Source organism: Acetobacter papayae JCM 25143, from assembly GCF_000613285.1.
Taxonomy (GTDB): domain Bacteria; phylum Pseudomonadota; class Alphaproteobacteria; order Acetobacterales; family Acetobacteraceae; genus Acetobacter; species Acetobacter papayae.
In genome coordinates this window covers 1-17,410 of sequence record NZ_BAIN01000002.1, presented here as the reverse complement: position 1 = coordinate 17,410, position 17,410 = coordinate 1, and the positions used below count along the sequence as shown (strand labels likewise).

The following is a 17,410-nucleotide window of genomic DNA, read 5'->3' as shown; positions in this document are numbered from 1 at the left end:
CCGCATAGAGGACGTTCAAAACCATCAAGTACTTTTCCAAAAGCAGACATCGTAGCAAGCAAAAAGCCTCCGACAAACTGCCTGCACCGTATCACGAAGCCAACGATGCGCAGGGTCAGCATCCATTCTGGGATGCCACATGGAGGCTATAGCGATTTCAGATGTTTTTACAGGAAGTTCGAACAGTCTCAGGTTCGATCCCCTTGCGAGATCATGAGCGAGGTTCGCGAGACACGATCGCGGAACATGCGTCACCATATCCGATTGCCGCACGATCTCGAGCGCATCCGGAAATCCAGGCACGACGACCGACACGGTGCGCTGGTATCCCAGTTGCTCCAGTGCATCATCAACCGGCCCCCTGAATGTCCCACGTCGTGAGGCCGCGACATGACGGCATGCGGCGTAGCGCGCTATGCTGATATCTCCATCTGCAAAAAGAGAATGGTCGATACGCGCCACGCCTACGAACGTATCCCGGAACAGGAGCCGACTTCGGATCTCTGGTGCCGACACGCCCCGGACACCAATTTCCAGATCGATCCGCCCCTCTCGCAGTGGTAACGCATCCTTATCAGTTTTGGGCATAAACCTTAGGTGAACCCGTGGTGCTTCGTTCAAAATAGCCGTCACCAAAGGGGCTGAAACAACATTCAGAAAGCCTTCATTGGCGCGAAGAACGAATGTCCGATCCAGCGTTTTCAAATCCAGCTCCCGATGCCGCGGGCGTAGCACGGCCTGCACGTCACGGGTCAGGGTATGGACGTGCTCACGAATATCCGTTGCATAAGGGGTCGGCACGAGATGTCGGCCTGCCCGCACCAGTAATGGATCATTGGTGACTGAGCGGAGCCGCGCCAGCGTGCGGCTCATCGCGGACGTGCTGAGCCCAAGTCGGTGGGCAGCACCGGTCACACTGGCTTCGTCGAGTAGTACATCCAGCGCCGTCAGAAGGTTGAGATCCAAGTTTTCCATCCGATGAGCCTATCAACAATGAAAAACAACAGATAGCGTTAGATGCAATAATACTTTGATCTGTGTGCGTCTGGCGCCTTCCTTGGCTCCTCTCCTATTTTCGCTGACATGGAAGCAGGAATGTCAATCATGACAGGAGCCTGCAGACAGGAGCTATTCTATGAAGCTGATCGGTATCGAAGAGCATTTCCTGACAACCGAGGTGAAAGAGGCTTGGTTCGCTATTGGCCTGGAAGCCGCTGATCCGAGCGTCGCATTCCATGGCGGCCCGCTTGAAAAGCGGCTGACGGATATTGCCGAAGAACGGTTGGCACTCATGGACGAAACAGGGCTGGATATGCAGGTCCTGTCACTCACCACACCGTCCTTGCACGATCTTGGACCGAACAGTATCGATCTGGCGCGCCGCGCGAATGACGCCGTGGCAGAAGCGGTCGCGCGCCACCCGGATCGCTTTCAGGCGCTGGCGACGCTGCCGGTTGCGATGCCCGACGAAGCCGCCCTTGAACTCGAACGCTGCGTCAGAACGCTCGGCTTCAAGGGAACAATGCTGTGCGGGCGCGTGGGCCACCGTAACCTGGACCACACTGATTTCCTCCCGATCTTTCAAAGCGCTGCAACGTTGAAAGCCCCGATCCTGCTTCATCCCAGAGCGCCAGAGAAGACCGTCCGGGATGCCTATTATTCCGGGTTCAGCCCGCAGGTGGACGCCGCGTTTTCCTGTTTCGGTCTCGGCTGGCATTACGATGCTGGCATTCAGTTCCTGCGCCTCGTACTCGCGGGCCATTTTAATCGTTTCCCGGACCTCCAGATTATTCTGGGCCACTGGGGCGAATTGATCCTGTTCTATGCAGAGCGTATCGCCAACATGGATCGCGTGTCCGGGCTGACCCATTCCATGGCGACGTATTTCCGGCGCAACCTGTATGTCACGGCGAGCGGACTGTTCCTGCCGCATTATTTGGAACAGGCGGCACGGATTGTCGGTCGGGACAGGCTGCTGTTCTCCACCGACTATCCGTACCAATACCGTCCCGGTGGCGATGCACGGCGCTTTCTCGAAAATTGCGGTCTAGATGAGTCCGAAAGGCGGGCATTCGCGCATGGGAACTGGGAGCGACTCACAGAACAACTGCCGCAAGCACTCTAAATAATCGGCACGCCTGCCATAACAGCAGTCCCCATCGCCGGTCACGACATTACTGCTCATCCACTAATGTTCCGACTACGGAAAGCCCTACAACGCAGCCGCGACCACAATATCGAGAAGCATCTGCTCAGCCTGTTACCTGTTTATGACAGACGCCCGCTCGCACTCAAATAGCCTGACCACCGGAGACCTCGATCCGTTGTGCATTAACCCAGCGATTGTCCTCAGACAGCAGCGAGGCGATCATCGGGCCGATATCATCCGGCAACCCCGGACGCCCAAGTGCGGTTGCTTCCGCAATATGCCGGGCCACATCCAGATTGTCCCGCACTACGCCGCCTGAAAAATCCGTCTGGATAGCGCCGGGTGCAACTGTATTGACAGCAATATGGCGTGGGCCGAGTTCCTTGGCCATATAACGTGTCATGACTTCCACCGCCCCTTTCATGGAGGCATAGGCGATCCGGCCGGGGTAAGAGAAACGGGTCAGCCCGGACGAGATATTCACGATCCGACCGCCATCCGCGATCAATGGTAGCAACGCCTGCGTCAGGAAGAACGGACCTTTGACGTGAACACGATAAGCAGCGTCAAAGTCCTCCTCCGTTACCTCGCCAAACAGACCGCTATGCGACGTACCTGCCATGTTAATGAGGTAGTCAAAACGCTCAGCACCCCAGTCGCCTAACACGCGTTGAATCTCATTGGCAATGGCCGGAAACGTGTGCGCATCACCTGTGTCTAGTTGCAGGGCCACAGCGCGGGCTCCGCTGCGTTCGACACTGGCGACAACCGCGTCAGCAGCAGCCCTGTTGGCGTGATAGGTGAAGATCGATGAAACACCGCGTCGGGCAAGCGCCTCGACCGTCGAACGCCCGAGACCTCGGCTACCGCCGGTGATGAGGGCAATTTTTTTGACTTCAGTCATGGGACTCTCCGTTTGGTGGGAAGCCCATATTGCTCACCCCATCGCCCGTTCGATAAGATCATCCTTCCCGAAAGCATTTTTTTGCGTCATGGAACAATCCCATGGACAGGCTTGCCACGCTCGATCTTTTTATCCGCATTGTTGATCGCGGCAGCTTCAGTGCTGCAGCCGCCGCCTGTGGTGTTTCACGGCCTGTCGCGACCGCTGCGATCAAGGCGCTGGAGAACAGGCTTGGCACCCGGTTGCTGCAACGTACGACCCGGCACGTCCGGCCCACGGTGGAAGGAGCCGCCTATTATCAGCGCTGTGTCGCGATCCTGGCCGATCTCGAGGACGCGGATCGTGGGGCGGCAGGCACTGTTTCCGGCATTTTACGCGTGGACGTCGTTGGCTACCTCGCGCGTACCATCATACTGCCAGCACTACCCGAATTTCTCGCACGGCACCCTGCCCTGACCGTCCATCTCGGAGAGGGCGAACGGTTTGTCGATCTGGTCCGTGAGGGTGTTGATTGCGTCGTGCGGGCTGGCCCTCTTGCCGACAGCGACATGGTAGCCAAGCCTCTGGGGGTGATGAAAGAAGTCACCGTAGCCAGCCCGGACTATCTGGCACGGCATGGCATGCCCGCGACACCGGAGGACCTTGAAGGCCACCAGATGATCGGTTTCGTATCGTCGCGCACAGGCCATCCCCTGCCGCTGGAGTTCACCCGCGGAGACGAGGTGATAGAGGTGACGCTGCCGACGCGGCTGTTGGTCGGTGGCGCTGAAACCAGTGCCACGGCCGCGCGGCAAGGATTCGGGCTCGTGCAGGCTCCACGTTACCGCTTCATTGATGATCTCGCGAATGGTAGTTTGATTGAGGTTCTAACCGATTTTCCACCGACACCCACGCCGCTCTCAGTGCTCTACCCGAGCAACAGGCAGCTTTCTCCGCGTGTGCGTGTCTTCATCGACTGGGTGGTGGAAATTATCGGCTCAAAGCTCCTTCGGAGCGCGTGAGGTCTGCAGCGCGAAGCCTTATCAGGCTGGTGCTCCGAAGCACGGGTGTCTGACCTTCGGGCTGTGCTGCGCATGACCTCCGGCCGAGGCGGCCCGTCCACACGGTATCACGCTTGAAGTCGTTCTGCATTTTACGGTTACTGAATGATGGTGCCTACAGCCAGCCTGCTCTTGTAGCACCAAGTTGACTGGGAGATCAGGTGGCAGGCGGAATGTTGGTTTTGGGTCTCTCAATGTCTACAATCAGACATTGAGAGATGCCCGTTCGTAATTAAAGAGAAGCGTAGTCGGTGTAGCCCTTCTCGGTTCCGCCAAAGAACGTGTTACGGTCCGCCTCGTTCAACGGAGCATCTGCCTTCAGGCGGGCCAGGAAGTCCGGGTTTGCGAGAATCATCTGGCCGTAGGCTTCCATGTCGGAGAGGCCGCTGACCACGTCTTTCCCGATCTCTTCGCGCGGTCGACCGGGACGGTTGAGGATCAGCTTGCCTGTCCAGAGTTGCCGGATATCGGACAGAAGCTGTTCATTGCCCTGATGCATGATGTGAACATACGACAGATGGAGTTTATCCAGCTCGGCAATCAGATACCGATACAGGTCCGGCCCCTCCTCGCCTTCATCAATGCCCCAGAGGCTGGTGCCCGGTGAGAAGCGGATAGCCGTCCGATCGGCTCCGATTTCATCGGCAATAGCTGCGGCGACCTCGATTGCGAAACGCGCACGGCTTTCGATCGATCCGCCATATTCATCGGTGCGTGTATTGGCGCTTGGAGCAAAGAACTGTTGAATCAGGTAAGCGTTGGCACCATGGATCTCAACACCATCTGCTCCGGCTTCGATCGCGCACTTGGCGGCGTGCCGGAAGTCCTGAACCGTCTGGCTGATTTCCTCAATGCTCAAGGCGCGCGGCGTGGGAATATCCTGCATGCCGGTGACCGTGAACATACCCGTGCCTGGGGCGATTGCCGAGGGAGCAACACCCTGCCGATGATGCGGGGTGTTGTCCGGATGGGACATGCGGCCCGCGTGCATCAACTGGATATAGATATGCCCGCCTTTGGCATGAACGGCGGACGTCACCGTTTTCCAGCCGGCAATATGGGCCTCGGTATAGATGCCCGGTGTCATCAGATAACCCTGCCCATCGTCGGACGGTTGAGTCCCCTCGGCAACGATCAGGCCGACACTGGCGCGTTGAGCATAATACTCAGCGACAAGAGGCCCCGGTGTGCCGTCATATTGCGCCCGGCTGCGGGTCATGGGGGCCATTACAAAACGGTTGGGCAGAGTGGCCCGGCCCAAGGTAATCGGCTGCCAGATATCCGTCATAGTCATCTGTCCTTGTTCGGCATCGAGCGCTTTCAGCAACGCGATGCCTGATGGAAAAGCCTGCTAGGACACCGGTCTGATCCCGTCCCAAAGCAGGGTGATTACGTCGCAACATGACGCTCGTCCGTTGCCTTATCAGAACCCGGTTCGCCGCAGATGCGGTTTGAAAAGGCCCGGTTATGCAGAACACCCAGCAGGTTGAGGCAAGCACCTGTGCATCGCACCGCGCCAGCTTTCCTTGTTCCTGCGCCCGGTCGATCCATTCTGTCAGGGCCCGGAAGGCGCGCGCAGGCGCCGATTGCTCCGGGTCTTCCCCTGAACACAAAGCATCGGTCGCGATGCCACTGGCCTGAAGCACCGTAAATCCGGCATGCAGGGCTTCGAAAAAAGCTGCAATCGTGCAGGCTATCTCGACAAGCTGCTCCCGAATTGGCCGGTTATCGGGACCGGCCTCAAGTGTTCCAATCCAGTGGATTTCCTTTGGCGCGCCCAACGCTGCCAGCATAAGGCCCTGCTTCGAACCAAAGCGGTTGAAAAGGGTCGTATGACTGACACCGATTTCTCGTGCGATGTCCGCAGCCGAGATACTCCCCCCACGTTCTAAAAAGCAGCGACGGGCAATGGCTACGATGTGTTCGTCCGAGACTTCTTTTGGGCGTCCGATTTTCATTCCTGATTCCGACTTGACGATTCACCCCGGCACTATATCTTTCTGTCCAGAAAGAAAGCAAGGGGTATCCAAATTATGAAACGTGATCATAGCCTGAAATGGCACAATGTGGATGCAGGCTCCCTGAAAGGGAGAAAAGTCATTGTTGTTGGTGGAACAGGTGGGCTTGGCCGAGCCATCAGCCGGGCACTTGCGGGCCGAGGAGCGCAGGTAACCGTCGTTGGACAGACGTTCCGTGACGCGGATATTGCCAATATCTCGTTCGTGCAGGCTGATCTGAGTCTGCTGAAAGACGCGGAACGGGTGGCACGGGAATTGCCCGCAGAACAGGCTGACCTGCTGCTTTTTACGACCGGTATCTTCGCAGCGCCGAAACGTCAGGTGACGGCCGAGGGGATCGAGCGCGACATGGCGGTCAGCTATCTGAACCGTCTGGTGATGCTGCGTAACCTTGCTCCCCGGCTGGGAACGCAACGAGGTGAAGGTGCGGCACGGGCACGCGTGTTCCTCATGGGATATCCGGGAACTGGCCAGCTCGGCACACCGGACGACCTGAATTCGGAGCGGGTCTATAAGGTGATGACGGCCCATATGAATACGGTTGCAGGCAACGAGGCGTTGGTCGTGGAATCCGCCCATCGCTATCCCGATCTCGACGTGTTCGGTCTTAATCCTGGCCTGATCAAATCGGGCATTCGTAGCAACCTGATGGGCGCAGACAGCCTCAAGCACCGGATCATGGAATGGCTGATCGGCAAGCTGGCTCCGAGCGCTGACGACTACGCGGCGCGCATTCTGCCCCTGCTGGTCTCTCCCGATCTGGATCAGCGAAGCGGAGCATTCTTCAATCGCAAGGCACAGGCCATTCAGCCATCCGAAGGCATGAATGAGGCTTATGCCAAGCGTTATATTGCTACCTCTGAATTACTGGCTGCCAAGGCTGGCGTCATCTTTAGCGACTAACCGACTACGGCGAGGCCGCCTCAATTGCAGGGAAGGCAGATGTCGAACGCCACCCCGCTGTCATTGCCGGAGCGGGTTCGGGAACTAGCCAGAGACATTTCACAGGCGGTTGGTTACGACTGTAACGTTGGGGATGCCGACGCTGTGACTGCGGTATTCGATCGTATCCATATGAAATGGATGCCCAACTCACTAATAAAGCAGAATTTTAACTATTATTATCTTTTATTTTTCGACACCGACCACCGTGCAAAATGTCAGCGCAACACCCGATACACTGCTCGGGTCCTTTATCTCGCAGCCCACGGCACCGCGCCTAGGCTGTGAGCTTCTTCCCTCCCGCTTACCGGTGGTGCCGCCATGGCTCTGTTAGCCGTGACGCTTTTCACCGTCACGGTCAGTTTTAGCAGGAGGCAGTATTGGGTTTAACGTTTTTCACCTGCAGCACGGACGCGCAAAGCTTGGTAAATCGGTGCCTCGCCCATTGCGTCCGCCACGAACATGGCAGCAAAGCTGCCCGATAGCAGCGGAAGCAGAAGGCTGGGCGTATTGGTCATTTCCGTCACCAGAATGATCCCGGTGAGAGGAGCCCTTACCGCCCCCGCAAACATCGCGGCCATGCCAACGACCACAAATGGCGTCGTCCTTGCTGCCAGTGTGGGGGAAAGAACGTGGGCAAGGTCTCCACAACCCAGTCCCGCTAGAGCGCCAAGAGCCACCATGGGAGCAAACAACCCGCCCGGTGTTGCTGCGGCATAGGACACAGAGCCGAAGACCAAACGTAGAACATACAGCATCGGTAGCGCAGTCCAGACCAGCTTTCCGTCAATGGCGCTTTGTGTGATCCAGTCACCGCCTCCGGCAAGGTGCGGCGTGAGCCACACGATCAGCCACCGAACGCGCCAATAATCGCAGCCCGGATTTCGACACCAACATTGATACGTTCTGCCAATCGCAACGTGACAAGAATTGTTCGATTGTACAGCACCGAAAGCAAACCGACCGCAAGACCCGTCAGTAAAAACAGCAATTGTGCTGAAACGCTGATAACCATGGGACTATCAGCCACAACAAAATCAGGATGGCCGCCCTGCAAAGCGCGGGAGACAAGGATGGCAGACACCGACGCGCCAAGCGCGGAACAGGCGGTTCGCGCCTCGAACCGGCCGACCAGTTCTTCCAGTACGAAGATCGCACCTGCCGCAGGCGCATTAAACGCCGTTGCCAGCCCGGCCCCCGCCCCTGCTGCTAACAATGACCGACAATCCGCCGGCCCCAGCCGTAGCAGACGGCCGATTGTGCTGGCGGCCGTAGCGCCCATCTGCACACTGGGCCCCTCCCGCCCCAGCGCCAGCCCCCCTCCGATGGCCAGTAATCCTCCGATAAACTTGACCGGGATCAATCCGATAGAAGCTGGGGTTGTAAGTCCGGCCAGAACAGCCTCGACATGAGGAATTCCACTCCCCGAAGCCAGCGGCGCCAATCGTCTAACCATCCATGATGCAATAAAGGCTGAGAGGCTGCCGAGCACAATCAAGAACAAACATGCAGGAAAGCTATGCAAAGCACCAACTGCCAGAGCTGTCCTCAGTCCTTCCAGATATTCCAGAAACAGCCGGAATATTCCACATATCGCTCCGACTACAACGCCCGTCAAAATGGACAGGAGAGAAAGCGCAGTGAGACGACTAGGCGGCTGACTCGTGCCCGCTTGTGATTTGTCATGTCTATGGAAGGGATTTATCAATGTCACTGTTTCACGCCAATCTAGTCCTGGCCCCCTGAGGAAGGGTGTGCTGATCCAACAAGGCAATATTCTCCCGAATTGCCTGGATCAGTGCCGTCACCGCGAGGCTGTCATGCTTACTGTCCTGCAATTCGACAACGAAAGATAGATCTGCCAGACGCGGCAGATCCATGGCTTGCGTGTCAATAATCTGCATCCCATCCGGTATGAAGCTACGCCCGAAGGCCGATATGCCCATACCAGCGATAACCCCGGCACGTAGGCCAGTAATGCTCAAGCTCGTATGGGCAATCGTGAAGGGAATTCCGGCAGCCTTCAGGGCTTCGATTACCATTCCGCGCGTAACACTCGGCTCGGGATGGAGCGCAAGGGGCAAGGGCCGCTGCCGATAGATCATGGGATCATCGAGCGACGCCACCCAGACCAGCGGATCCGCCATCAGCGGCTCGGCCCCTTCGGAGACAGTTTTAGTTTTTATCAGAATGGCATCGAAAAAACCCGCATGGAGTTTATCCTTTAGATTGCCGCTCAGTCCGATCTCCACCTGTAACGTCACCTGCGGATAAAACCGGCGAAACCGCCTTAGAATATCCGGCAGGCGCGATGTCGCGAAATCCTCCGCCACACCAAGGCTGACATGGCCACTCAGGCTCGACCCGCTGAGATCGCGCTCGGCTTCCATAATTGCGCCAAGGATGCGCCGTGCATGAGGGAGAAGCCGCTCGCCATCCGGCAGCACCGTCACATGATGCGTCGACCGATGGAGCAGACGCTGGCCCAACTGCTCCTCCAGCCGACGGATCTGCTGGCTCACTGTGGATTGCGTCCGCCCGATCCTCTCGGCGGCTAGGGTGAAGCTTCCCTCTTCAACAACAGCAAGGAAACTTTCGAGAAGTCCAGTATCAAGCATGATAGATTTATTTATAAAACCACTCACAAAGGTGTCAATAATTTGTTCTGCCACTACCGCCGAATAACGCGTAAAGTTTCCCAAGTCAGCAGTCGGATGGGATGAAGCGCATGGGTATGTGGACGAAGCAGGCGACGGAACGAACGCGGCGGCTGAATGCAGCAGCGCCGCTGACAGACGGCAAGATCGTAGCCAAAGACAACGTGACCGCGCTTCTCGAGCGCATCATCTGCAGCGAAGATCGCGTGTGCCTCGAGGGGGACAATCAGAAGCAGGCCGATTTTCTCGCGAGTTGCCTAACAGAGGTTGATCCGGGTCTCATCCATGACCTCCATATCGTGCAATCGGGGCTGGTTTTATCTGAACATCTCGATCTCTTCCGCCTCGGCATCGCCCGCAAGCTCGATTTTTCCTATTCTGGTCCGCAATCGGCAGCGATTGCCCGCGCGCTGGACCAAGGCAAGATCGAACTGGGTGCGATCCACACCTATATTGAGCTTTTCGCACGCTACTACATCGATCTCACGCCGAATGTAGCGCTGATCGCTGCGGTCTGTGCAGATCGGGAGGGCAATCTCTATACCGGCCCGAATACGGAAGACACACCGACGATCGTCGAGGCAACTGCCTATAAAAGCGGTATCGTCGTCGCACAGGTGAACAAGATCGTTGATCGGGTGCCCCGCGTGGATATTCCCGCCGATCAGATCGACTTCATCGTCGAAGCCCCAAGGCCATTCTACGTAGAACCGCTTTTCACCCGTGATCCCGGCGCCGTAACGGACACACAGGTGTTCATGGCCATGATGGCGCTGAAAGGCATTTACGCCGAGTACCGGCCCAAACGCCTCAACCATGGCATCGGCTTTTCTACTGCGGCTATTGAGCTGCTGCTGCCCACCTATGGTGAAGAACTCGGTCTGCGCGGTGATGTGGCTACACATTGGGCGCTGAACCCGCATCCAACGCTGATCCCCGCCATCGAAAGTGGCTGGGTCCAGCAGATACACTGCTTCGGCAGCGAGGTCGGCATGGATGCCTATATGTCAGCCCGGCCCGACGTCTATTTCACCGGCAAGGACGGCACACTGCGTTCCAATCGTCTGCTATGCCAAAATGCTGGGCTCTATGCCTGTGACATGTTCATAGGCTCAACACTCCAGATCGATCTCGCCGGTAACTCCTCCACTGTCACCCCAGACCGAATCGCAGGCTTTGGCGGTGCGCCTAACATGGGGTCGGATGCCCATGGCCGCCGCCATACGTCGGATGCCTGGCTCAAGGCCGGGCGCGAAGCCGCAGGAGCGGAAGGGCCACTGGTGCGCGGCCGCAAGCTTGTTGTCCAGATGGTTGAAACCTTTGGGGACGGGATGAAGCCAGCCTTCGTCGAAGAACTCGACAGCATCGCTCTAGCGCGCAAGCTCAACATGCCCCTCGCCCCCGTCATGATCTTCGGCGATGACGTGACGCATATCGTCACCGAAGAGGGCATCGCCAATCTTCTTCTTTGCCGTAGTAGTGACGACATCGAACAGGCCATTCGAGGTGTGGCGGGCTACACCCCCGTTGGTATGGCGCGCGATCACGCGAAGGTGGCAGCACTGCGCGCGCGCGGCATCATTCGGCGTCCTGAAGATCTGGGTATCGACCCGCTTCAGGCCAACCGCAACCTTCTGGCAGCGCGCTCCATCCGCGATCTTGTAACCTGGTCGGACGGGCTTTATGCGCCGCCGTCAAAATTCCGGAACTGGTGAGAGCGTCATGGAAAAATTCACCATCAGCACCCGCGCACAGCGCCCCCTGCCCGGCACAACCAAGCAGGCTATCCTTGGCGTTGTCGCGTCGGGAAATCTCGAACTCCTGTTTGAACGGATCGGCGGTGACGCGGTCGAAATCGATGTCCTGACAGCTTCGACGGGGTATCGCGCAGTCTGGGAAGCCGTCATCCACGATTTTGTGGAGCGGACCTCGCCAGGGGGCGTGCGCATTACCATCCATGACAACGGCGCACGCCCCGATACGGTGATGCTGCGCCTGATGCAGGGAACGAAAATGCTGGAGATGCCCTCATGATTCCCGAAAACATCACCAAGCCGCGTCATGGTATGAATCCTCGGCGCGTGCCCGGATCAACGGGCTGCTCGATCACGGGAGCTTCAGGGAAATCCTCGGCCCCGAAGCCCGTGTGATCAGCCCGCATCTCGCCCTGTTCGATCTGCCGCCCGCCTTCGACGATGGCATGATTATCGGCCGCGGCACCTTGAATGGCCAACCCGTCGCTATTGCGGCGCAGGAAGGCCAGTTCATGGGTGGCACTTTTGCCGAGGTGAGTGGCGCTAAACTCGTGGGGCTACTACGGGCTGCGGCCACAGCCGCTGGCACGGCGCAGGCGGTATCGACCGTTTTCCTGCTGCTTGATACGGGGGGCGTCCGCCTTCAGGAAGCCAATGCCGGAGAAATGGCCGTTTCCGAAACGGTAAGAGCCGTTCTGGAGGCCCGTAGCGCAGGAGTTCCGGTCATCGCGCTGATCGGCGGCCGCGCTGGCGCTTTTGGCGGTGGCGGCATCGTCACGGCCTGCTGCTCGCATGTCATCATCTCGGAACAGGGCCGCATTTCCATCAGTGGGCCGGAAGTCATTGAAACGAACAAGGGAGCAGAGGAATTCGACTCCCGTGATCGCGCCCTCGTCTGGCGAGTAACCGGCGGGCGAAGCCGCGCTCTGCTCGGTGGGGCGGACAGCTACGTCAAAGGCGATGTAGCGAGCTTTCGCCAAGCAGCAGCGATTACCCGCAATACGCTGCCCGATTTCTCTCTTGCAACGCTCGATGCCGAGCAAAAGCGCCTCGAAGACCGGCTGAACGCTTACGGAGATTGCGTGATACGCCCGAGATATGGGCGCGCGCCGGTATTGATGCTCCCGAGAGCGTATCTGAACTCAGTGACGACGCTTTCATCACTCTGCTTGCCGAGAAGGGACACGCCCATGGCGCCCGCTGAGCTGCTTGCCGCCCTCTTCCCCGAGGGCCACAACGTCACCCCCGGAGCAGAAAATACCCTGCTAGGCACAGCGACTGTAAAGAACGAGACTGTCGCTGTGCTGGGGATCACGGATGCCACGCCTCTGAGCCCGGAGATCGCCATCACCCTAGCCGGGTCCGTTCTCGATATCATCCGCGCGGGCCAGAAAACGCCGATTATCCTGCTGATCGACACGGCAAGCCAGCGCATGACACGGCGCGATGAAATGCTTGGCCTGAATGAATATCTCGGGCATCTCGCCAAGGTCATCACCCTTGCCGGCGCGCGGGGGCATCGAACCGTCGCTCTGCTTTATGGTACGGCGGCAGCCGGAGCATTCATCGCAACGGCCCTTGCCACGCAAACGCTGATCGCGCTGGATGGTGCACATCCCAGTGTCATGGATTTACCGTCTATCGCGCGTGTAACCAAACTGCCTTTGGACGTACTGACAGAAAAAGCGGCCTCCACACCCATTTTCGCACCCGGTGTGGCTCCGCTCGCAGCAACAGGCGCTGTCGCGGAGGTCTGGACCGCCGCAGATGGTCCGCTTGCCCCCCGCCTTGCCACTGTGCTGGCTACACCTGCCACTAAGGACACACGCGATGCGCTCGGTGCCGAGCGGGGTGGCCGCAAGCAGGCGCATGACATCGCCTCGCGGGTTGAGGCGGCTTTTCTGGAAGCAACAGCCGGAGAAGGCACGATCTGATGATCACGCTTCGGCGCCACGCTCTGCTTGTCGTCGAACCGCAGGTCTGGCTGGCCGTCGCGACCGCACAGCCCGAGATGCTCGTGCGGCACTGGGCCAAGCGGGGCTGGCCGCTCATCGTCCGCCGCCCCTACGCTTCCGAGCCTGAACTGACGGACAGAGTGGTGCCGCTTGGCCTGCCACTGCCCCCCAATGAAGGAAAGCGGCGGTTGAGCTTTCGAGTGCCAATGGAAGCCCTAAGCCCCTTCTCGGCATCAGTCTGGCCGCAGGCGGTAACCGCGCAACCCAGCATGACGGCCGCCCGGCTTGCCGACATAAAACGGTTGGACGCCCTAGCCCAACGCCATAATGTGACGCCCGAACCAACAGGAAGCCTTCTTTGGGGAGCGGTGACGGGCTTGCCTTATCTGTCGCCCTCGTCCGATCTCGATCTACTCTGGCGTGTCGATCCCGCCTGTCTGGATATTCATGCCTTCCTTGCGGATCTGGAGCAGACCGCCGCAACGTTGCACACGCCGCTAGATGGTGAACTGATTTTCTCAGACGATCGAGCCGTTCAATGGCGCGAACTCGTTTCTGCCTCCCCGGGCGACGAGGTGCTAGTCAAAAGCTTGACGGGCCTCTCTCTCCACCCCCGCGCGCACCCTGCTCGCCTTACCGCAGGTTAGAGCAGCATGACGATGCGCTTCGCCTTTCAAGCTGCCCCCTCGGCAGAAAGCGCCCGACAGATTGCCTGGCTCGCAAGAGCTTGCCTTCTCGCCGAGGTACGAACATGGCCGAAACCCGGGCTGGTCAGTCATATCGACCAAGGTAGCCATACCGATATGACGGTCGCGCAGTTCGTCTCCAGCGCTCATGCCATCACACCTTTTTTCGCGCAGCTTTATGAGGCCGGATCAATCAACGCGCCTCTCTCTCGCCTGCGCGAAATCGGCCTCGATGCCGAGCGCGCCATGATGGACGCCACGGGCGCGATCAATACCCACCGGGGAGCGATCTGGGCGCTCGGCCTCGCCAGCGCTGCCGCAGGCCACCGTGCGACATCAGGCGAGCGCTCTGCCTGCTCCGATATTCTCCGGCAAAACTGGGGGGCGGAAATTCTGGGCACACCTCCCGAAGAGGCAACACATGGCGGTCGTATGCGTCGCCTGCATGGTGCTGGCGGAGCCAGAATAGAGGCCGGCTGGGGTTTCCCTACCATTCGTACTGTGGGCGTCTCCGCACTCCGGCAAGGTCGCGCTCTGCAGCCGGATGATCCGGAGGCCGCTCGCGTGCAGTGCTGCATGGCACTCATCGCCACATTGGCAGACACCAACCTTCTCTATCGCGGTGGACCGGAAGGCCTGCGCTTCGCTCAGGGTCATGCCCGTCATTTTTTGAAAAATGGCGGCGTTGGGCAGGCAGATTGGCGCCAACAGGCGGCCATCATCCACCGTGATTTCGTCAAACACCGCTTATCCCCCGGCGGCGCAGCCGATGGTCTGGCGCTGTCACTGTTTCTCGATCGGCTCGATCCGGCACTGCCCCACAAACAGCCTCCCGGATCGCCGACAAGATAAATATTCAGGAATTAGACAATGGCGCAAATTCTTCTGATTTCTCTCGTCCCGATTTTCGCGGTGATGATTGCGGGATATTACGCCGGTAAACGCGGCAAGATCGACAACCGGAACGTTGCAAGCCTGAACGTTCTGACCATGGAGTTCGCCCTTCCTGCCGCCCTTTTCGCGACGACAGCTCAGGCCTCGCGCGCTGTACTGGCGGAGCAGTGGCCGCTTCTGCTTGTTCTGCTGCTGGGCATGCTGATCGTCTTTGCCTTCGTCTGGGCAATGGCGCGCTTCGTTTCCGGATTTTCCTCGGCGGTCTCTGCGGTCATCGCGCTCAGCACATCGCTGCCGAATTATGCCGCAGCCGGTATCCCGCTGGCGGCCGCCGTCTTCGGAGCAACGGGCAAACTCTACATCACCACGGCAATCGTCTCCGGCGCCATCGTGATGTCTCCCCTCACCCTCGCGTTTCTTGAAGCAGAGAAAGATGGTGGCAAGACGAGCGGCCTAGCGTTGCTATTCATCTCCATTGGGCGTTCGATGCTCAAGCCGCTAGTTATTGCCCCTTTCTTGGGCGTCGCCATCGCGCTGATCGGTGTCGCACTGCCAGTTTTTGTTCTGCGCTCCTTCGAACTGCTGGGACAGACAACTGCTGGTGTGGCGCTGTTTGTCACCGGCCTGATCCTGAGTGCGCAGAAAGTATCCCTCTCCTCGCGCATTATCTTCCTCAGCATATTGTGCAACATCATTCAGCCCCTGATCGCCCTGCCGCTGATCTGGCTGATCCCGATGCCTACACAAATGGCCCATGCCGTCATCCTGCTCATGGCCCTTCCAGCCGGCTTCTTCGGCCTGCTTTTCGCGCTCCGCTACCAAACAGACAGTCGGGATGCCGGATCGATCATGGTTGTCAGCACCGTGCTCAGCCTCATAACCCTGACGATTGCTCTTTCACTCACAGCCGTTCCAGCCGTATCCTGACGCAATGGTTGTGACACAGAAACGCATCGCATGACTGGCGCACTCGCCATTCTCTGCTCCGGACAGGGTGGCCAGCATGCCACCATGTTCGATCTTCAGGCAGATCGTTCGGAGGCCGAGGCGATTTTCGCCGCGGCGACACCTCTGCTAGGTGCGGACCCCCGTGCCTTCGTGAAAACGGCCTCCGAAGGAGAACTGTTCAGCAACCGGGCCGGACAAATCTTGTGCTGTACGCAGGCGCTTGCCTTAAATGCGGCTCTTGCGACCACACTCGATAGCCAGACACTGCTCTGTGCGGGGTATAGCGTGGGCGAGTTGGCCGCCTGGGGCATTGCCGGATGCCTGACACCCGAACAGGTCCTGACCCTTGCAGCCCGGCGGGCAGACCTCATGGACGCAGCCAGCCCCCCAGATGCCGGCCTCGCTGGGATTGCGGGGCTACCGATAGCGCGCCTAGCCCCCATTCTCGACAAGACGGGCACGACAATCGCTATTGCCAACGGGCCTGAAGCCGCCGTCATCGGGGGCCACCATGCCGCACTGGACGCTGCCATTCTCCTGTCACTGAACGCGGGGGCCACCACGGCACGGCGTCTCCCTGTCGCCGTGCCCTCTCATACGCCGTTGCTTCAAAGCGCGGTGGCGCCACTGCGCGAGACACTAACTGCCCTTAAACCGTCCCGCCCCGCTCGGGGGCGACGCCTTCTCAGTGGCCATGATGGCGAACCGATTTTTCAGATGGCCGATGGATGTGATCGGCTAGCAAAACAGGTCGCGACAACAGTACTCTGGGACGCCTGTCTTGACGCCTGTACTGAAAGCACTGTCTCCGCCATTCTCGAAACAGGCCCGGGCCGTGCATTATCGCGCATGGCGCAGGCGAACCTAGCCACTATCCCGGCACGCAGCGCTGACGACTTCCACACGCTGGACGGTCTCATCCACTGGCTGACGCAACATAATTAAAATTCCAATCTTATGTAGCCTGGTTTCTTTGGTGCTCAAGTTTCCAGACCAAGGGCTGATGCTTTAAAATAGAAGAGTAAGACAGCGGCGACATAGATTGCGTTAAGCTGTGGACTGTCACACATCGCGCGTTACGGCCGACTTGTGTATCCGTGAACATTATACCCTCAGCAACAGCTCTTACGGACGGCCGTGCACGGCATGAATCTTAGTGAGGCCGGGCAGTCAACCAAAACCAATCATACGCAAGGAAAACTGTTGCGCTGTCTGTGCATAGCCTAGAGCTGGTTACTCCACTCAAGGGTGACTGCCTTGAAGAGGCACAGGTTATCACCATACAAGCATCGCTGTCTTTTCAGGCAAGGATGACTTTGCTAACGGCGGAAATAGCTATCAAGATTCATCTTCCTACATGTGTGAAACGAACGCTAAAGGGCCCCATGCGTTGATAAAACCGCGATTGCATTTTGTTGCTTAATGCGGATATCTCCTATCCACCTTTGAATGAAACACAATGC

The 17,410-nt window shown here is 58.5% G+C and carries 17 protein-coding genes; 10 read left to right on the top strand and 7 right to left on the bottom strand.

The features are described from left to right. Positions 1–24: 24 nt before the first annotated feature. Positions 25–975, bottom strand: a complete 951-nt coding sequence (locus JCM25143_RS00980) for a LysR substrate-binding domain-containing protein (RefSeq protein ID WP_025859712.1) — start codon at positions 973–975, stop codon at positions 25–27. A 160-nt stretch (positions 976–1,135) separates the two neighbouring features. Here JCM25143_RS00980 and JCM25143_RS00975 point away from each other — a divergent pair, with 160 nt between their 5' ends. After that, the gene (locus tag JCM25143_RS00975; RefSeq protein WP_025859711.1) at positions 1,136–2,125 is read left to right on the top strand and encodes an amidohydrolase family protein; all 990 of its coding nucleotides are present in this window, start codon (positions 1,136–1,138) and stop codon (positions 2,123–2,125) included. Positions 2,126–2,291: 166 nt separating this feature from the next. Here JCM25143_RS00975 and JCM25143_RS00970 read toward each other — a convergent pair whose 3' ends face one another. Further along, positions 2,292–3,053: an SDR family NAD(P)-dependent oxidoreductase gene (locus JCM25143_RS00970; protein ID WP_025859710.1), complete on the bottom strand. Its 762-nt coding sequence runs from the start codon at positions 3,051–3,053 to the stop codon at positions 2,292–2,294. 101 nt (positions 3,054–3,154) lie between these two features. Here JCM25143_RS00970 and JCM25143_RS00965 point away from each other — a divergent pair, with 101 nt between their 5' ends. Continuing rightward, positions 3,155–4,054: a LysR family transcriptional regulator gene (locus tag JCM25143_RS00965; RefSeq protein WP_025859709.1), complete on the top strand. Its 900-nt coding sequence runs from the start codon at positions 3,155–3,157 to the stop codon at positions 4,052–4,054. Positions 4,055–4,325: 271 nt separating this feature from the next. Here JCM25143_RS00965 and JCM25143_RS15655 read toward each other — a convergent pair whose 3' ends face one another. After that, positions 4,326–5,381: an alkene reductase gene (locus JCM25143_RS15655; protein WP_035370292.1), complete on the bottom strand. Its 1,056-nt coding sequence runs from the start codon at positions 5,379–5,381 to the stop codon at positions 4,326–4,328. Beyond that, positions 5,287–6,051 carry a TetR/AcrR family transcriptional regulator gene (locus JCM25143_RS21160; protein WP_081773422.1) on the bottom strand — a complete coding sequence of 255 codons (765 nt, stop codon included), beginning with the start codon at positions 6,049–6,051 and terminating at the stop codon, positions 5,287–5,289. Before JCM25143_RS21160 ends, JCM25143_RS15655 begins: the two co-directional genes overlap by 95 nt. Before the next feature lie 75 nt (positions 6,052–6,126). Between JCM25143_RS21160 and JCM25143_RS00950 the strand changes: the two genes are divergently transcribed. Next, on the top strand, positions 6,127–7,014 hold the full coding sequence (locus JCM25143_RS00950) for an SDR family NAD(P)-dependent oxidoreductase (RefSeq protein WP_025859708.1): 888 nt from the start codon (positions 6,127–6,129) through the stop codon (positions 7,012–7,014). Positions 7,015–7,439: 425 nt separating this feature from the next. Here JCM25143_RS00950 and JCM25143_RS24550 read toward each other — a convergent pair whose 3' ends face one another. The 3 genes from JCM25143_RS24550 to JCM25143_RS00935 form a co-directional block, all read right to left on the bottom strand. Beyond that, positions 7,440–7,898 carry a chloride channel protein gene (locus JCM25143_RS24550; RefSeq protein WP_267879894.1) on the bottom strand — a complete coding sequence of 153 codons (459 nt, stop codon included), beginning with the start codon at positions 7,896–7,898 and terminating at the stop codon, positions 7,440–7,442. A 2-nt stretch (positions 7,899–7,900) separates the two neighbouring features. Next, positions 7,901–8,671: a chloride channel protein gene (locus JCM25143_RS24545; protein WP_267879893.1), complete on the bottom strand. Its 771-nt coding sequence runs from the start codon at positions 8,669–8,671 to the stop codon at positions 7,901–7,903. Positions 8,672–8,771: 100 nt separating this feature from the next. Continuing rightward, the gene (locus JCM25143_RS00935) at positions 8,772–9,725 is read right to left on the bottom strand and encodes a LysR family transcriptional regulator (RefSeq protein WP_051542717.1); all 954 of its coding nucleotides are present in this window, start codon (positions 9,723–9,725) and stop codon (positions 8,772–8,774) included. Between the two features lie 47 nt (positions 9,726–9,772). Here JCM25143_RS00935 and mdcA point away from each other — a divergent pair, with 47 nt between their 5' ends. From mdcA to JCM25143_RS00895, 7 genes are read left to right on the top strand one after another with little or no spacing between them, the layout of a single operon-like run. Continuing rightward, the gene (gene mdcA, locus JCM25143_RS00930) at positions 9,773–11,425 is read left to right on the top strand and encodes a malonate decarboxylase subunit alpha (RefSeq protein WP_234394821.1); all 1,653 of its coding nucleotides are present in this window, start codon (positions 9,773–9,775) and stop codon (positions 11,423–11,425) included. A gap of 7 nt (positions 11,426–11,432) precedes the next feature. Continuing rightward, positions 11,433–11,744, top strand: a complete 312-nt coding sequence (gene mdcC / locus JCM25143_RS00925) for a malonate decarboxylase acyl carrier protein (RefSeq protein ID WP_025859704.1) — start codon at positions 11,433–11,435, stop codon at positions 11,742–11,744. Between the two features lie 55 nt (positions 11,745–11,799). Then, entirely contained in the window at positions 11,800–13,398 is a 1,599-nt protein-coding gene (locus JCM25143_RS23010) for a biotin-independent malonate decarboxylase subunit beta (protein ID WP_369347342.1), read from the top strand. Further along, positions 13,398–14,066 carry a malonate decarboxylase holo-[acyl-carrier-protein] synthase gene (mdcG, locus tag JCM25143_RS00910; RefSeq protein ID WP_035370280.1) on the top strand — a complete coding sequence of 223 codons (669 nt, stop codon included), beginning with the start codon at positions 13,398–13,400 and terminating at the stop codon, positions 14,064–14,066. Before JCM25143_RS23010 ends, mdcG begins: the two co-directional genes overlap by 1 nt. Positions 14,067–14,072: 6 nt before the next feature. Then, entirely contained in the window at positions 14,073–14,957 is an 885-nt protein-coding gene (mdcB, locus tag JCM25143_RS00905; protein WP_025859701.1) for a triphosphoribosyl-dephospho-CoA synthase MdcB, read from the top strand. A gap of 18 nt (positions 14,958–14,975) precedes the next feature. Further along, on the top strand, positions 14,976–15,926 hold the full coding sequence (locus JCM25143_RS00900; protein ID WP_025859700.1) for an AEC family transporter: 951 nt from the start codon (positions 14,976–14,978) through the stop codon (positions 15,924–15,926). Positions 15,927–15,956: 30 nt separating this feature from the next. After that, positions 15,957–16,892 (top strand): acyltransferase domain-containing protein, encoded by a 936-nt coding sequence (locus JCM25143_RS00895; RefSeq protein WP_025859699.1) that lies wholly within the window; start codon positions 15,957–15,959, stop codon positions 16,890–16,892. Positions 16,893–17,410 lie beyond the last annotated feature (518 nt).